Below are 15368 nucleotides of genomic sequence, written 5' to 3'. Positions count from 1 at the left end.
CCAGTCATTCAATGCTGTGGGTGCGATTATAGGTCCTGCGATCGGCACCTATTTTTTATTGCGCGCGACATCAGGTGCTCAGGGTCATAGTCTTGATTCTGTAAAAACTCTTTATGTGGGTTTAGGCGGCTTTATCGTGTTCGTAGCTATTGCCTTTTTCTTTATAAAGATTCCTGCATTAGTTGATCCCCATGCCTCTGTATCAGAGATAAGTGATCCTGACATGGTTAATGTGGATACGGCTCCTGATAAAAAGTTATACCAGCATCGTCATTTTGTGTGGGCTGCCATTGCACAGTTTTTCAATGTTGCCGCCCAGGCTGGCACTTGGAGTTATTTTATTAATTACGGACATGAAAAAATGGGTTTTACAGATGAAAAGGCTGGAAACTTTATGGTGCTGTTCATGGCTATGATGGCAATAGGCCGTTTTGTAGGGACTTACCTGATGAAATATATTGCACCAAATAAAATCCTGGCCGCTTTTGCTTTCTGCAGTATAGTGGCCTGTGTTATTATAGCGCAAAGCTGGGGCTGGGCATCCTATTGTATGCTGTTCAGTTTAAACTTCTTTTTTAGCATTATGTTCCCGACGATATTTAGTTTAGGATTAAAGAATCTTGGTAAGCATACTCAGCAAGCCTCTTCTTTTATTTCTATGGGTGTAGTTGGGGGAGCGGTATTGCCTTATTTTATGGGAAAGATAGCCAATTACGATGTGGCGCAGGCATATTATCTGCCTATCATCTGCTATTTTGTGATTTTTATGTTTGGTGTTAAATTATTTAAAGTCAAACATTAATATTTGAAATTCACCATGATGATCAAAATATCCTAATATATGCAATAAATGAAACGCTTTAATAGATTCAAGTTCATTGTAGCAATCGCCACCGCATGTGTGGTATCGATTGGAATGTCTTCATTTCATTCCGATGAAGAAAAAGGTCTTTCATTCAATGAAAATAATATATTGGAAGCAGATCATATTCCAGATTTAGACCTTTCCGAAGAAGTTTCCCTGGAGGCATGGATAAAGATTAATGAAGGTCAGTATGAAAATACAAGAATTATTGATAAATACCAATCTTCAGGCTCAGGCGGATTCCTGCTGGGAGTTGGAAAAAATAATAAATTGTGGATGGTTGCAGGAACTGAGCAGATCAGTAGCAAATCAGAAACTTTGCCTTTAGGTAAATGGATTCACATCGCTGGTGTATTTAGTCGGTCAAAAGGAATTTTTAAGCTTTACATGGATGGGAAGGAAATTGCGATGATTTCCCGGCCTGGCCTTAGGGCAATCAGACATACAAGTTACCCATTGCGAATTGGTGCAGATGCTCAGGGCCAGAATTATTTTCATGGCGATATGAACAGGATTGCAATATATAACCGGGCATTGACAGGTACTGAAATTGAAAAATTGAAAGAAAGAACCTTGAAAAGGAGTCCATTCCTGCCTGTAACTGAATGGGATTTAAACAGCAATTCCGGAAATTATAGATCTACCAGCCCAAATCGACTAGAGCTTGGGTTTTTGCATCCGGTTTTGGGAATAAAATCCATGGCGATAAATAATTCCACACTATGGTATAAGGCTCCGGCAAGTCAATGGACAGAGGCTCTTCCAATCGGAAATGGCCGTTTTGGCGCAATGATCTTCGGAAAGCCTGAACGGGAGCGTTTTCAATTGAATGACATTACAGTATGGTCCGGTGACCCACAACCTGATGCGGACAGAAAAGGAGCATACCTTCATCTGGACACAATCAGAAAAGCAATCCGGCAGGGAATGTATAAAGAAGCTCAACAACTGACAAGCACACATTTTACTTCTTCTGCCCCATACAATGCCTCCTACCAGACACTGGGAGACCTTTCGCTGCAATTTAGTTTACCAAAAGGTGTGATAACTGATTATTATCGCTGGCTTGACATTGATAAGGCACTTGCAGGTGTTTCATTTAAAGCGGGGGCAGTCAGCTATGCCCGCGAGACTTTTTCAAGTGCAGCAGATGGTGTTATGATGCAACATCTTACCAGTAGTAAAAAGGCGGGGCTCACTTTTAATGTTAATTTAACAAGGCTTGAAAGAGCCCAAACAAGGTTTGTAGCTCCTAATAAATTGATCATGATCGGAAATACTGGTAACACCCTGGCTTATGAAATACAGTTAACCGTAATTAATAAAGGCGGAATGATAAAAGGCGACCGGGACAGGCTCTTGGTGGAGAATGCAGATGAAGTTACTTTGCTAGTTACCGCCGGTACATCTTATATCCTTGATTATGCCCTGAGATTTAAAGGACAAAATCCGCACAATGCAGTCACCAAGCACACGGAGGTGGCTTTGTCAAAATCTTATGCCCAACTGAAAGAGGCACATATCCGGGATTATCAAAAATATTTCAGACGTGTAAATTTTGATCTTGGTGATGCGGATGCTATCCAAAAGCCTACAGATCAGCGTTTAAAGACATATCATGATGGTACAAAAGATCCGGCGTTTGTTGCACTGTTCTATCAATATGGCCGCTACCTGCTGATCTCATCAAGTCGTCCGGACAACCCATTGCCATCCAATTCTCAGGGGATATGGGGTGACGGACTGGACCTGCCATGGAAGTGCGATTATAAATCGAATATTAATTATGAAATGAATTATTGGCAGGCTGAACAGACAAATCTTTCTGAACTGCATTTACCAATGATCCGAATGACACAGGCATTGAAAGAATCAGGTATAAAAACGGCAAAAGCTTATTATGGGCCTGAAACGCCTGGATGGTTTTATGGATACACCACTAACCCCTGGGGCTGGACAAGTCCGGGGGCTGCTTTGCCCTGGGGTGTCTTTTCAGGAAGCAGTGGCTGGGTTTGCCAACATTTATGGGAGCATTATGCATTTGGAAGGGACAAAGCATATTTAAAATCAATATATCCTACCCTTAAGGGTGCAGCTGAATTTTACATGGCGACAATGATTGAGGATAAGTCCGGATACCTGGTGACTTCTCCTTCTACATCTCCGGAAAATAATTTTACTACTAACAGCGGTATTAAAAGTAACGTTACTGAAGGCGCTACAATGGAAAGAGCTATCGTATGGGATTTGTTTAATAATGTTATCCATTCCTGTGCTGAACTGAATCTGGATATTGATTTTCAGCAAAAGGTGATTAAGGCCCGGAACCAGATTCGCCCGCTTCAAATCGGTAGGGCTGGCCAGTTGATGGAATGGAATGAGGATTGGGATTTAAATTCAGATGATATGGGTCACCGCCATGTTTCTCACCTGTTTCCACTATATCCGGGTCATCAGATTACTGCGCTGGGAACTCCAAAATTAGCTGCAGCAGCAAAAAAGTCACTAGAATTGCGCGGTGATGATGGAACCGGATGGTCTATTGCATGGAAGGAAAATTTCTGGGCAATGCTTCGAAATGGAGACCATGTACATAAATTACTTTCTTACCAGCTCAGATATACAAATGACACTAAAACAGTAATGGCAAATGCGGGAGGTACTTATGCAAATCTTTTTGATGCACATCCTCCATTTCAGATTGACGGCAACTTTGGGGCGGTCTCGGGGATTACGGGGACCTTACTGCAAAGCAGTGAAAGTTACCAAACTACTCAAAAATCTGAAATCGATGCCTACGTACTTGATATTTTACCTGCCCTGCCTGCAGCCTGGCCCAATGGATCAATTACCGGGCTTAAAGCCAGAGGTGGTTTTGAAGTGAGTATCAATTGGAAGAATGGCCGTTTGACAAACGCTAAAATCAAATCATTGAGCGGGGAAGTATGCAAAATAAGAGCCAGTGTTCCTTTCCATATAACGGGACAGAACACAAAGACTGTTAAAGAGAATGGAAATTATATACTTGCTTTAGATTCAGAGGAAAATGTGACCTATGAATTGTCGTCACTTTGATATAAATCAAAATGTCATCTATTATTCAATTACAATTAATCAATATGCTAAAATGAGAATAACAGAAAATACACGTACAAAAATTTTCCACCTAAACATGCTTGCCCTGTTATTTGGATTGCTGATAGTTTCACTTTCAGTAAAGGGCCAGGACATGGGTGCTGATGAACGGAAGTCTATGGATAAAACGAATTATGCAGGTTTGAAAGGTGCAGGTAAAGGGGTGTCAGGCCCAGGCTCGAACCTTTCTCCGGAAAAAATGCAATGGTGGGAGGACCAAAAATTCGGCATGTTTATACATTGGGGACTATATGCCATCCCGGCTACCGGGGAATGGACGATGTTCAACAAAAAGATCCCCGCAGAAGAATATGCAAAACTGGCTGGTCAGTTTAATCCCCAACACTTCAGCGGCGCCGAATGGGCAAAGGTAGCGAAGGAAGCCGGGATGAAGTATATGGTCATGGTTGCCAGGCACCACGATGGCTTCGCGATGTGGAACAGTCCGGCAAGCTATGCTCATTTTAATAGCTGGGAAACTGCGGCCCACCACGATTTTGTAAAGGAATATACACATGCCTGTCGCAAAGCCGGGCTAAAGGTGGGTATATACTATTCACCTCTTGACTGGCGCTTTCCGGGCTACTTTAATCCAAAAGGACTACCTGAAAACGCTGCATTGCTGAAAAAACAAACCTACGGGCAGGTCGAAGAACTGATGAAAAATTATGGCAAGGTGGATATCTTATGGTATGATGGGGGGTGGCTGGCACATAAAGGAGGTGACGCGGACGCAGCCTGGTTTTGGGAGCCATTGAAGCTCAATGGAATGGTACGCAGTTATCAGCCGGATATCGTGATCAATCCAAGGTCCGGCATGGTCGGTGATTTCGAGACGAATGAGGGCAATGCGCCTGTTAAAGGCCCGATCATCCCTATTCCATGGGAGAAATGTTTAAACCTGAACGGCTCAAGCTGGGGTTATAATACCGCACAAAGATTAATGTCCGTTAAAAGCTTAGTTGATATGCTGGTCAATACCGTGGACAGGGGTGGCAACATGCTGCTGAATGTTGGGCCGGATCCTGATGGCGTGATCCCGCCTACTCACGTTGCCCGTTTAAAGGAAGTGGGGGATTGGCTGACAAAAAACGGAGAAAGCATCTATGGGACGCGTCCAGGTCCTTTTCAGCCAGTTGATGAGGTCTATGGTGCGACTTACAAAGGAAATATGATCTATATCCACTTGTTAAAGTTGCCTGCAGGAAGTAATGAAGTTAAGTTGCCGCCTATAGCGCAAAGAGTCGTTTCCTGCAAAGTTTTAAACGGTCAAAAAGTGAATTTCAAACAGGATAAAGCAGGGATTATATTTTCTATAGATCCAAGACTGTTAGACTCCGTTGTGACCACAATTGCCCTGAAAATTAAGAGATAACTGCAGCCCGGAAACAGGTAGCTATGGTTTCCGGTTTATTATGCCGATGAAGATGACTTTATATAAAATCCCCAGCAAAGATTAATTCGAATCCCTTAACAGGACTTAAGTGTGTTTGAATACAGAATTTTTCTTTTAAGAGTATAAGCATTAAAATTCGGTGTCTGAGTTCAAAAAGGCATAGATCTGCTTCAGCAGCTGTATGTTTTTTGAAACGCAGATTTATAACCCTAGCCCTAATATCTAATGAATAAAACATCATTCTCCCTGTGTCTGTTTTTAATCTTTTGCCAGTATACCTATGCGCAGCTTATCACCTACAGCGCACCCAAAGGCAGCATTTTAAATCCGGATTATACCGTAAAAGTAAGAGAAGCGGGAAAGCAATGGCAATCAGTTCATTCTTACCCGGCCAAAGTTGCTGAAGTGGTTAATAATAAAAATATAATACAAACTACATCTTTTGCTTATTTTGATTTTTCCGGGAAGGTGGAAGTCTCGGTTACCTATAATAAAGGTCCGGTAAAAGAAGTAAAGATCCGGCCGTCTTCTCATGGCATTGTTAAATCTGTAAAGGGCAATACAATCACTTTTTCTTTAACAGAGCCAAGAAATCTATCTGTGGAAGTAAATGGTGATATTTTTCACAACCTTCAGCTTTTTGCAAATCCCCTGGAAACTACAAAACCCTTGCCATCTGATACCAGTGTGGTCTATTACGGACCAGGAATACATTATATAGGAGATCTAAAAATACCATCCAACAAAACCGTATACATTGCAGGGGGAGCAATTGTACAGGGAAGTTTAACAATTAGCAAGGCAGAGAACGTTCGTATTCTTGGCCGGGGGATTCTAACCCAGGTAGCGATTGCTCAGATTCCTTCTGAAAATCCTGCTCCAAAGACAAGTTTCAGACGAACACGCAACGATGAAATAACAGTTGAATTCTCCAAAAATATTGAAATCAACGGTTTTATAGTGATACCTGATAAATACAGTGTGCTTGTTGGGCAATCAAAAGACGTGACGATCAGTAATTTCAAATCATTTAGTTCAGGAGGAAATGCAGACGGACTGGATATCTTTAGCAGTACGAATGTGTTGATTGACCGGGTATTTATGAGAAATGCAGATGATTGTATTGCCATCTATGGACACAGATGGGCTTACTATGGCGATGTAAAGAACCTAACTGTGCAGAACTCTGTACTGTGGGCCGACGTGGCTCACCCGATACAGATCGGAACACACGGTAATTCGAAGAATCCTGAAACCCTTGGGAATATGAAATTTACAAACATAGATGTTCTTGACCAGTATGAGAATCAATTGGATTACCAGGGCTGCCTTTCCCTGAATGCAGGGGATAGTAACCTGATAAGAGATATCAGCTTTAATGATATCCGTGTAGAAAACATCAGGAAAGGCCAGCTGGTAAACATGAGGGTGATGTTTAATCGAAAATACAATACATCGGCAGGAAGAGGGATTGAAAATATTTATTTTAAAGATATTTCTTATACAGGTAATCAGGCCAATTTATCTGTTATTACGGGTTATGATGAAACCAGAGGTATCAGGAACATTACTTTTGATAACCTCATCATAAATGGAAAAGTAATTGCTGATAATATGCCCGGAAAACCGGCCTGGTATAAAACGGGAGATTTGGCAAATATTCTTATTGGTGAACATGTGGAAGAAGTAAAATTCATCTCCCCCACCAAATAACGCAGTTTATATTTGCGGAAGATAGTTGTCAAGCCTCAAGAATTAAAAAAATAGTAATAAGATAAAAATATGAAAAAATGCAAATCCATAATCGTTTTATTGGTTTTGGTTATAACTGGTTTCCCGGCTATTTCACAAGTAAAACAAATAGCAACAGCACAGTCTCCGGATAAAGAGACCCGATTTGAACTTAACCTCACTTCCGAAGGCAATTTGCAATACCGGACTGTTTATGCTGGCAAAGAAGTATTGGCATGGTCCAAGCTTGGTCTGGATTTAAACGATGCGGGTGCAGGTGACAAAACGATCATTCGCTCACAATCACAAAAAAGTCATTCTGAAAATATTTCCTGGAGCATAGGAGAGAACGATGTCATAAAAAATAGTTACAACGAGTTAAATATTAACTGCAGCGCTGGAACATTAAAATACAAAATTCTGATTCGTGCATATAATGGAAGCATTGCATTTCGATACATCTTACCCGAGCAAAATGGCATAAAAAAGCTGATCGTCAAAAAAGAAGTTACGCAATTCAATTTTACCGATTCTTTCAAGATCTATCAGTACCATCATGAATCAGTTTTTACACCAATAGAAATCGATTCTATGAAGACCACAAGTGATCTTCCATCTACTTTGACCAGCGGAAAATTATTCTTGAGTATTGGTGAGGCAAGTAATGACAATTATACGAAAGCGGAACTCGCACGCGGGGCTTCTTCCAATAGTCTGGAAGTTTCTTTCGCCAGAGATGTCTTGGTTAATGCAGTTTTGCCATTTCAAACACCCTGGCGGACTGTTAGTTTTTCGGAATCTGCCATTGGACTTCACAGGTACAGTGAACTGCCGCTTAAGTTAAGTGAACAGCCTTATAAAAAAATACCAGCCTGGATAAAACCAGGTAAATTAATCAGATCCGAACTCAACACACAAAGCGGAATGGACTGCATAGATCTGGCAGAAAAACTTAATTTTCAATACATTATGTTTGACGCGGGTTGGTATGGTCCGGAAAGGGCACTTTCATCTGACCCTGCAGTTGCTATCCCACAGCTTGATCTTCAAAAAGTGATTCAATATGGAAAAGAAAATGGGATTGGTGTAATTCTTTACGTTAATTATATAGGGCTTAGAAATCATTTAGATACCATTCTGCCATTGTATAAGCAGTGGGGCATAAGTGGATTGAAATTTGGTTTCGTAGACGGTTTTACCCAAAAAGGAATTACCTGGCTGGCAGGTGCTATTAAAAAAGTGAACGACGCCGGTTTACTTCTGAATATTCATGATAATTATAAGCCCACTGGCTTAAACAGAACACGTCCTGCTTTATTATCCCAGGAAGGAATCAGAGGGGATGAAAACAGCCCGGATGCATTTCATACCACAGTTTTACCATATACCCGGTTTCTGGCGGGAGCTGCTGACTTTACATTTTGTTTTCCAAACCCTAAAAATAGTTTCAGTAAAAATCTTAAGGTCAGTAAAGCCCAGCAGCTTGCCTTAACAGTTGTTTATTTTAGCCCTCTTCAGTCTATATTCTGGTATGGAAGACCCAAAGATTACACCAACTGGGATGAAATTGAATTTTTTAAATATGTGCCCACAACATGGAACGAGTCCCGGTATCTGATGGGCGAAATCGGTGAAAATATAAGTGTTGCCCGCCGTAAAAATGATACTTGGTTCGTCGGAAGTGCTGCCGGCTTAAAGGACTGGAAAGGTAACATCGTATTGGACTTCCTGCAATCCGGTAAAAAGTATACGGCAACCATTTATGAAGATTCAGCTAAAGGCAACATTTCAAAGCGCGTTATCAATGTAAAAAAAGGCGATTATTTTCCATTTGAAATCAAGGCAAGTGGTGGTTTGGCTATGATGATCCAACCATAATCGGCTTTAATGTACCTGCTTGTGAACACTTAAGCATCTGATGCCAATTCTTTAATAGTTAGGTGGTCCCTAAAACCAAAATGTATCTCCGGGATGTTCTACGAAAATTAAAGCCGCATGAATATTTTTTATATTCTAATGAGTATGAAAAAGAATTCGTGTTGTTATAGTAATAAATTGATAGGGGAACATTTTCTTTATTTCTAACAAACCAAATATTTAAATCTGAATTTATGCATTTTTTTTACTTCAAAAATCAATTGCCCATAAATTTAAATGTCAAAAAAACATTTAAATTGATACAGGCATTCTTCAACTATGAACAGGATTCCTTGTTCAAATTTACCAATCATTCTGATTTTTTTTTTAGCGCAGTCATGGCGATTGCAATGAAATCTGGAAATGCATTAAGACCTGTCCGCATTCAGCGTTGAACCCTCTGCAGACGTACTTTTAATTTTCCAGACTTATTCATTTGTACCAATTATACTATCTAAACTCAATGATTATGCGTTTTGTATTTTTTTTGTGGCTCTGTTCTTTTGTGCTTTCCGGTTTGGGCTCCGGCCTCGCATATGGAATAGAAAACAAGGCCTTAAGGTATAGTAAGCTTTCTCCTCAGGAGATAGGCAAGCAGGATACCAGTGCTGTTGACACTTCTTTATCGGATTCTTTAGACAGGGATACGCTGCGTGCTACCCGGAAAGCGATCCACATCGGGCGGTTTAACAACACCACTATAAAATCTGATAAGGTTTCTTTGTTTCCTGGAGTTTCCCTGCAGCAATATATAAAAGGTCAGGCAGCGGGCATATATGTTCAGGAGCCAAATGGTGAGCCGGGGACTGAGCAGAATATTTTTATGCACGGCACTTCGGTACCACTGCTTTCTGCAAAGGACTTATTCGCTTCCCAGCCGCTAATTGTTCTGGATGGTGTTCCGCTGATTTCTAAGGAGCACCCCTTTGTATATGACATCCAGCAATATGATTTTAACAGAATAGGGCCGGCAACCAATTTATTGGCCGGGATCGATCCGGATAATATCGCTTCCATTACAGTAATGAATGATTTGTCAGAAGCTGCAATATACGGACCCAGGGCGGCTAACGGGGTGATATACATACGCACCAAGAATCCCCAGTTGAAAAAACAGGTTTCTTTCAATTCTTATATCGGTCTTGCTACCCATAACAGTATTGAAACCATCAACGGGGCTTCTGAATATAATTTCAGAAAACCATTCTATAATCAGTTCGGGACGCTTGAGGACAGTCAGAATATACCTGCCTATCTTCGGGATTCCCTGTATTCCATTTATTATGGTCCTTCGAACTGGACCGATCTGTATTACAGGAATTCTCTGGAATATTCCGCCAACGCAAGTATTACTGGTGGTTCGGAAAGGGCAAACTTCCGGGCCTCTTTAGGTAACCAGCGCAATAATGGTGTGGCAGACGGAACAGGCATAAGCAGATATAGCGTCGCTTTTACCATACTAATGAAGCCGATCAAATGGTTGAGCATAATTACTTCAATTAACGGGAATCAGTTGGTAAGGGACAGAAACAGATATCAGCGGGACCGTTTTGCGGAGGAAAGATATTTTCCGGATTTAAGTAATCCAATTTCACCGAATAAAGACTTTTATGCGAATTATCTGGGAGAATATGATAAATCGTTTGACGACAATAAAACCAATGTGCTTAACGGATATGTGAATCTTGGATTTACTTTTGGAAAGTTAAAGATCAACTCCCGGTTTTCTGCCGATTACAATGAAGGATACCGGGATATATTTTATCCAAGTACGCTGCTGGAAACAAACAGTTACGTTTCTAATTATTTCGGGTATAACCAGCGAATGGTAGCTGAGAATACACTTAGCTATAAACTGGACTGGAATCAAATTCATGCCCTTGATCTTGAGGCTGGCCAGTCATTCCAATGGGATACCTATCATTACAATTACGGATATGCCTATCGCGGCTCCAGTGATTACATTAAAATCAACTTACTCGATGATCCTAAAAACCCTTTGACGGCCTATTTTTCAAACCAGCCGAACACGGGATTCCTGAATACGCTGATGTACCGATTCCTGGATAATGTCCAGAATAACCTGGTTTCTTTTTATGGAAAAGGAACTTACAGTTTCAAAGATAAGTACAGCTTATCAGTAATGCTCCGGACTGATGGTTCTTCAGGTGCACAGCCAACAAGCAGATGGTTTTTCTCGCCTATAGTTTCTGCAGCCTGGGACATTAAAAATGACCTTTTAGACCCGGGATCTAAAATCTCGGAGCTGAAACTACATGCGACTTATGGCCGTGTAGGCCGTCTTCAGTTAGATGACCGTTATGCTGCAGGACCCCAGTATACAGTAGATATTGGTTATACCGGGGAGCCGAGACTGGGTACATTTTCCGGGGTGGCACCGCTTAACAGGCCGTATACACAGGGTTGGGTTGGATATGATATTCCTTGGGCTTATAGTGAGCAGTTTAACGCCGGATTAAATATCGGTGTATGGAACAACAGGGTCAATATCTTTGCAGACGTGTATTCCAAGGCTGATAAAGATCAGTTAATGGGTATCCCTGCTTTTGCGGAATATGGATACGCTCAGGCTTATGAGTCTGGTTTAGTAGTAAATAATTCTGGTATTGATGCCACGATTAATGCCGATATATTAGCCGGTAAAGACAGATTACAGTGGACATCTTCGCTAAATGTAAACTATAACCGCAATAAGTTAAAGGCATTGCCGGGGGGATTAACCGAACTTGTTGTTGGTAACAGATTGCTTCAGGTTGGTAAATCGGTAGATCAATATTGGTTGCTGCAGAATGACGGCATTTACACGGCCTCCAGTGAAATTCCGGTAAACCCGAATACAAATCTACCTCTTAACTTTCAAGGTATACCATTGAACAATGGTGATGCAAAATGGAAAGATCAAAATGGAGATTACACCATTGATGATAAAGACAGGAAATTAGTCGGGCATTCGTTGCCGCTTGTTTCGGGAGGCTTTAATAATGATTTTCGTTATAGTAACTGGAGTCTTGGTTTGAACTTTTATTATAACCTGGGCCGTGATATCATCAATCAGGATATGTCCAGGCGCTTTGATTTTATCAATCAACAAAGTACCAATGATATTACTTCTGTCAAAGAGGTTACTTTTTGGGAAAAACGCGGCGATTACAATAAATACCCTATGTATAATCCTTGGAGCAGTGTTGTCCCATATCGGGCAGATCAGGATCTTTTTCTTGAAAATGCTTCCTTCCTAAAGCTGAGATCAGTTTCATTAGGTTATGATCTCACTGGTTTTCTAAAAAGTAGAAAATCTAAAATTAACAAGTTGTTCATTTACGCCACAGTCAATAATGTATTTACGATAACCTCTTACACAGGTCGTGATCCGGAATTAACAGACTATACCGGTTATGATACTGGCTATGGTCTGCCGATCCCGAGAACCTTTACATTGGGCGTTAAGATGGATTTATAGGAATAAGACTTTATAGAGATTTAAAATTAAAGAAATGAAAATTCGAATTTTAATATTATTAACTGCGGTTTTAAGCATCACACTGACTTCATGTAAAAAGATGCTTGATGTGCAATCCAGCCGGCTGGTTAGCGAAGCTAATATGTACAAGTCTGTTGAAGATGCCCGGGCAGGCTTGATGGGAATCTACGGATTGGCCCGGGCCGCATTTTGTGATAATGACCGCCATTGGATATATGGGGATTTACGGACTGCATTAAAGCAGGGTGGAGACTTCAGAAGCGTTACGCGGCTTGACCTGAAATCCATATCGGAAAATAAACTTCAGGCTGCATTTCCGATTGTAGAATCTCTGTCAGACTGGAGAAGATTTTACGCAGTGATTAATGCCGCCAATATCTTTTTAGAGCGTGCTCCGGGAATAGTACAATCTGATGCGAGGTATTTGCCCCAGGACCTTAAGCTCGATGTGGCCCATGCACGCTATTTAAGAGCATTTGCCTATTTCTATATCGTTAGGATTTGGGGGGATGTGCCATTCATCATTACATCACATGACGGGCAGTTCGAAAACAAACCTCGGGAAAATCAGCAGACAGTACTTGCTTTTGTGGAATCTGAATTGCTTGCCGCTGCGGCTGACCTGCCTCGTGTCTACAACGCAAATCAACCGGAACAGACCCGAACTCCCTATTACGCAATTGAGGAAGAAATTGCAAAAAAACATTCAGCTTATGCTGTTCTGGCTCATGTGTATGCCTGGCAGGGCAAATATGCCCAAGCCGCCACCTGGGCAAAATGGGTACTGGACAACATGGCTCTTCCTGCAGAATCTATGTTTTATATGAATGTGGATCAGAGTCGCCAAATGTTCAGGGGAGAATATGGCACAAATCAATTTAATATAATTGCCGGTTTTAGTCATATGTTTTTAAATGCAGAGAGCGGATCTTCCGGCTTTCTGGAAGAGCTAACCCTTGCGGCACCTTATGTAATCAACAAGCCTTTACCGGCAATCTATGTTCCTAAAGATTCAATCTTATCCATATTTAACCTGGCCAATGATCAGCGTTTTAGCATCGACAGAATAACATCTTCACCAACATCAGACAAGTACTTTGGCGCGTTCGACAGAACCTACCCGATTTTTACAAAGGTCTTCATTATACGGGATAATAACCCTCCTGTAAATACTGTAACGGGAAATGGTTCAGACGGCTCCATGACTCAATACGCAAGCTCGGTAGTGTTTACCCGGCCTGAAGATATGGCGTTACTTCTGGCTGAGGCCAGAGTTGTCCTGGGAGATGCTGCCGGGGCTACCCAATTGCTAAATGAGAGGCGCTCTACCGGACCAGGCAACCGGGGATTGACACTTTATGATCCGCTCGTAGATGGAAGTCTTATTGATGCCATCTTCAAGGAACGCAGAAAGGAACTGATGGGAGAAGGATGGCGATGGTATGACCTGATCAGATATAAGCGGATCAAAAATAATGATCCGGCATTTAATGCCCTGATCCAAAACGGAGGGATCTACTGGCCGGTCTCAAAGGCGGTACTCGCTCAAAACCCATTGTTGGAACAAACTACGTATTGGAAATAAATAGTGATTGTTATGAAGAATATACAAATGTTATATAAAAATATAGGCTTACTGATTGTGGTTTCTGTGATCTGGACATCCTGTAAAAAAGACACCGGTGACTACAAGTATGTAAATGAGACCAGTGTGTTTCCAGGAAACACCTATGACTACCTGAAAAGTAAGACGGGTTTATATGATTCCCTTTTGTTTGTCATTGACAAACTTAACCTGGCCGATACGCTGAAAAACAATGATGTAACCTTATTTGCGGTTAACAACCGAAGTTTCGAGCAGGTGGTTACTAAATTAAATATCGCCAGGAAATTACGTGGCAAGCCTATGGTATATCTGAAAGATATAGCATCCGAACTTTTGGATAGCATGGTTTGCAGGTATATCATTAGAGGCTCCTATATTGCAGATTCACTGGTCGCAACAGATGGCCGTATGCTGACCGCAGTGCGTTACGAATACCCCATGAATGGCAAACTCAGTACCGCCAACGCCAGTGGGTATAAAGGTGGCGGACCTTCGATTATCAACTTTAATTTCACCAAGAAAAGTCTGTTTGTAAAGGATTGGATACAGGCAACTGCAAATGCCATCAATATTCATACTTCAAACGGAATTGTTCATGTGCTTGATCCAATGCATCCTTTTGGTTTCGGGGAGTATACGCGACCTCAACCAGAACCTTTTGAGCAAAGCATTTTCAGGCCGGCCGGTTATTCAGGGCCATTTGTGCTGCCTTCTGTTGCCGGAGAAAGTTTTGTTATTGAAGCTGAGGATTTTGATCTCGGAGGCGAAGGAATTGGGTTTCATGATGATTTAACCAAAAATGGCGGAAATTATCGATCAGCAGAATTTGTTGACATTGATGCCCCATTCGGTACATTGGGCCAAATGTACAGTGATGCTGCCGGAACCTATACGGCCAGTTACTCACTTGGATGGACAAAGGCCGGCGAATGGCTTAATTATTCGGTAAATGTTCCGGTGGAAGGTGATTATATGATAACCGCCAGGGTTGGTAATCAAAGTGCGGTCAACCCTCTGCTTTTTCATTTTGAGTTTGATTTTAAAAATGTTACCGGCCGGATGACGTTTCCAAATAACAAGGGCTGGTGGGTTTGGCAGTTGGTACCCAGCCCGGTATTTCATCTCACGAAAGGCAATCATTCGATGCGCTTCTTTCACGATTCCAATGATGTTCAGGTTAATAATTATGTAATTAAACGTGTCAATTAAATCGTTT

The 15368-nt window shown here is 41.4% G+C and carries 8 protein-coding genes; all 8 read left to right on the top strand.

The window, feature by feature from the left end; translation table 11 throughout:
* Positions 1-802, top strand: an 802-nt coding sequence (locus VK541_RS10115) for an MFS transporter (RefSeq protein WP_324369565.1), incomplete at its 5' end; no start/stop codon positions are given.
* A 48-nt stretch (positions 803-850) separates the two neighbouring features.
* Positions 851-3940 carry a glycosyl hydrolase family 95 catalytic domain-containing protein gene (locus tag VK541_RS10110; protein WP_324369563.1) on the top strand — a complete coding sequence of 1030 codons (3090 nt, stop codon included), beginning with the start codon at positions 851-853 and terminating at the stop codon, positions 3938-3940.
* 52 nt (positions 3941-3992) lie between these two features.
* Complete coding sequence (locus VK541_RS10105; protein WP_324369561.1) at positions 3993-5375, top strand: alpha-L-fucosidase; 1383 nt, start codon at positions 3993-3995, stop codon at positions 5373-5375.
* Positions 5376-5621: 246 nt separating this feature from the next.
* Positions 5622-7109, top strand: a complete 1488-nt coding sequence (locus tag VK541_RS10100; RefSeq protein WP_324369559.1) for a glycosyl hydrolase family 28 protein — start codon at positions 5622-5624, stop codon at positions 7107-7109.
* A 69-nt stretch (positions 7110-7178) separates the two neighbouring features.
* Entirely contained in the window at positions 7179-9005 is a 1827-nt protein-coding gene (locus VK541_RS10095) for a glycoside hydrolase family 97 protein (RefSeq protein ID WP_324369557.1), read from the top strand.
* 508 nt (positions 9006-9513) lie between these two features.
* Positions 9514-12525, top strand: coding sequence for a SusC/RagA family TonB-linked outer membrane protein (locus tag VK541_RS10090; protein WP_324369556.1), 3012 nt, complete (start codon positions 9514-9516; stop codon positions 12523-12525).
* A gap of 34 nt (positions 12526-12559) precedes the next feature.
* A complete protein-coding gene (locus VK541_RS10085; RefSeq protein ID WP_324369553.1) occupies positions 12560-14131 on the top strand; it encodes a RagB/SusD family nutrient uptake outer membrane protein in 1572 nt (523 codons plus the stop codon).
* Positions 14132-14143: 12 nt separating this feature from the next.
* Positions 14144-15361: a carbohydrate-binding protein gene (locus VK541_RS10080; RefSeq protein ID WP_324369551.1), complete on the top strand. Its 1218-nt coding sequence runs from the start codon at positions 14144-14146 to the stop codon at positions 15359-15361.
* Positions 15362-15368 lie beyond the last annotated feature (7 nt).

The sequence above is a fragment of the Pedobacter sp. genome (assembly GCF_035317785.1).
GTDB lineage: Bacteria > Bacteroidota > Bacteroidia > Sphingobacteriales > Sphingobacteriaceae > Pedobacter.
The sequence above is the reverse complement of the archived record's forward strand: the minus strand, read 5'-3'. Positions and strand labels throughout refer to the sequence as shown.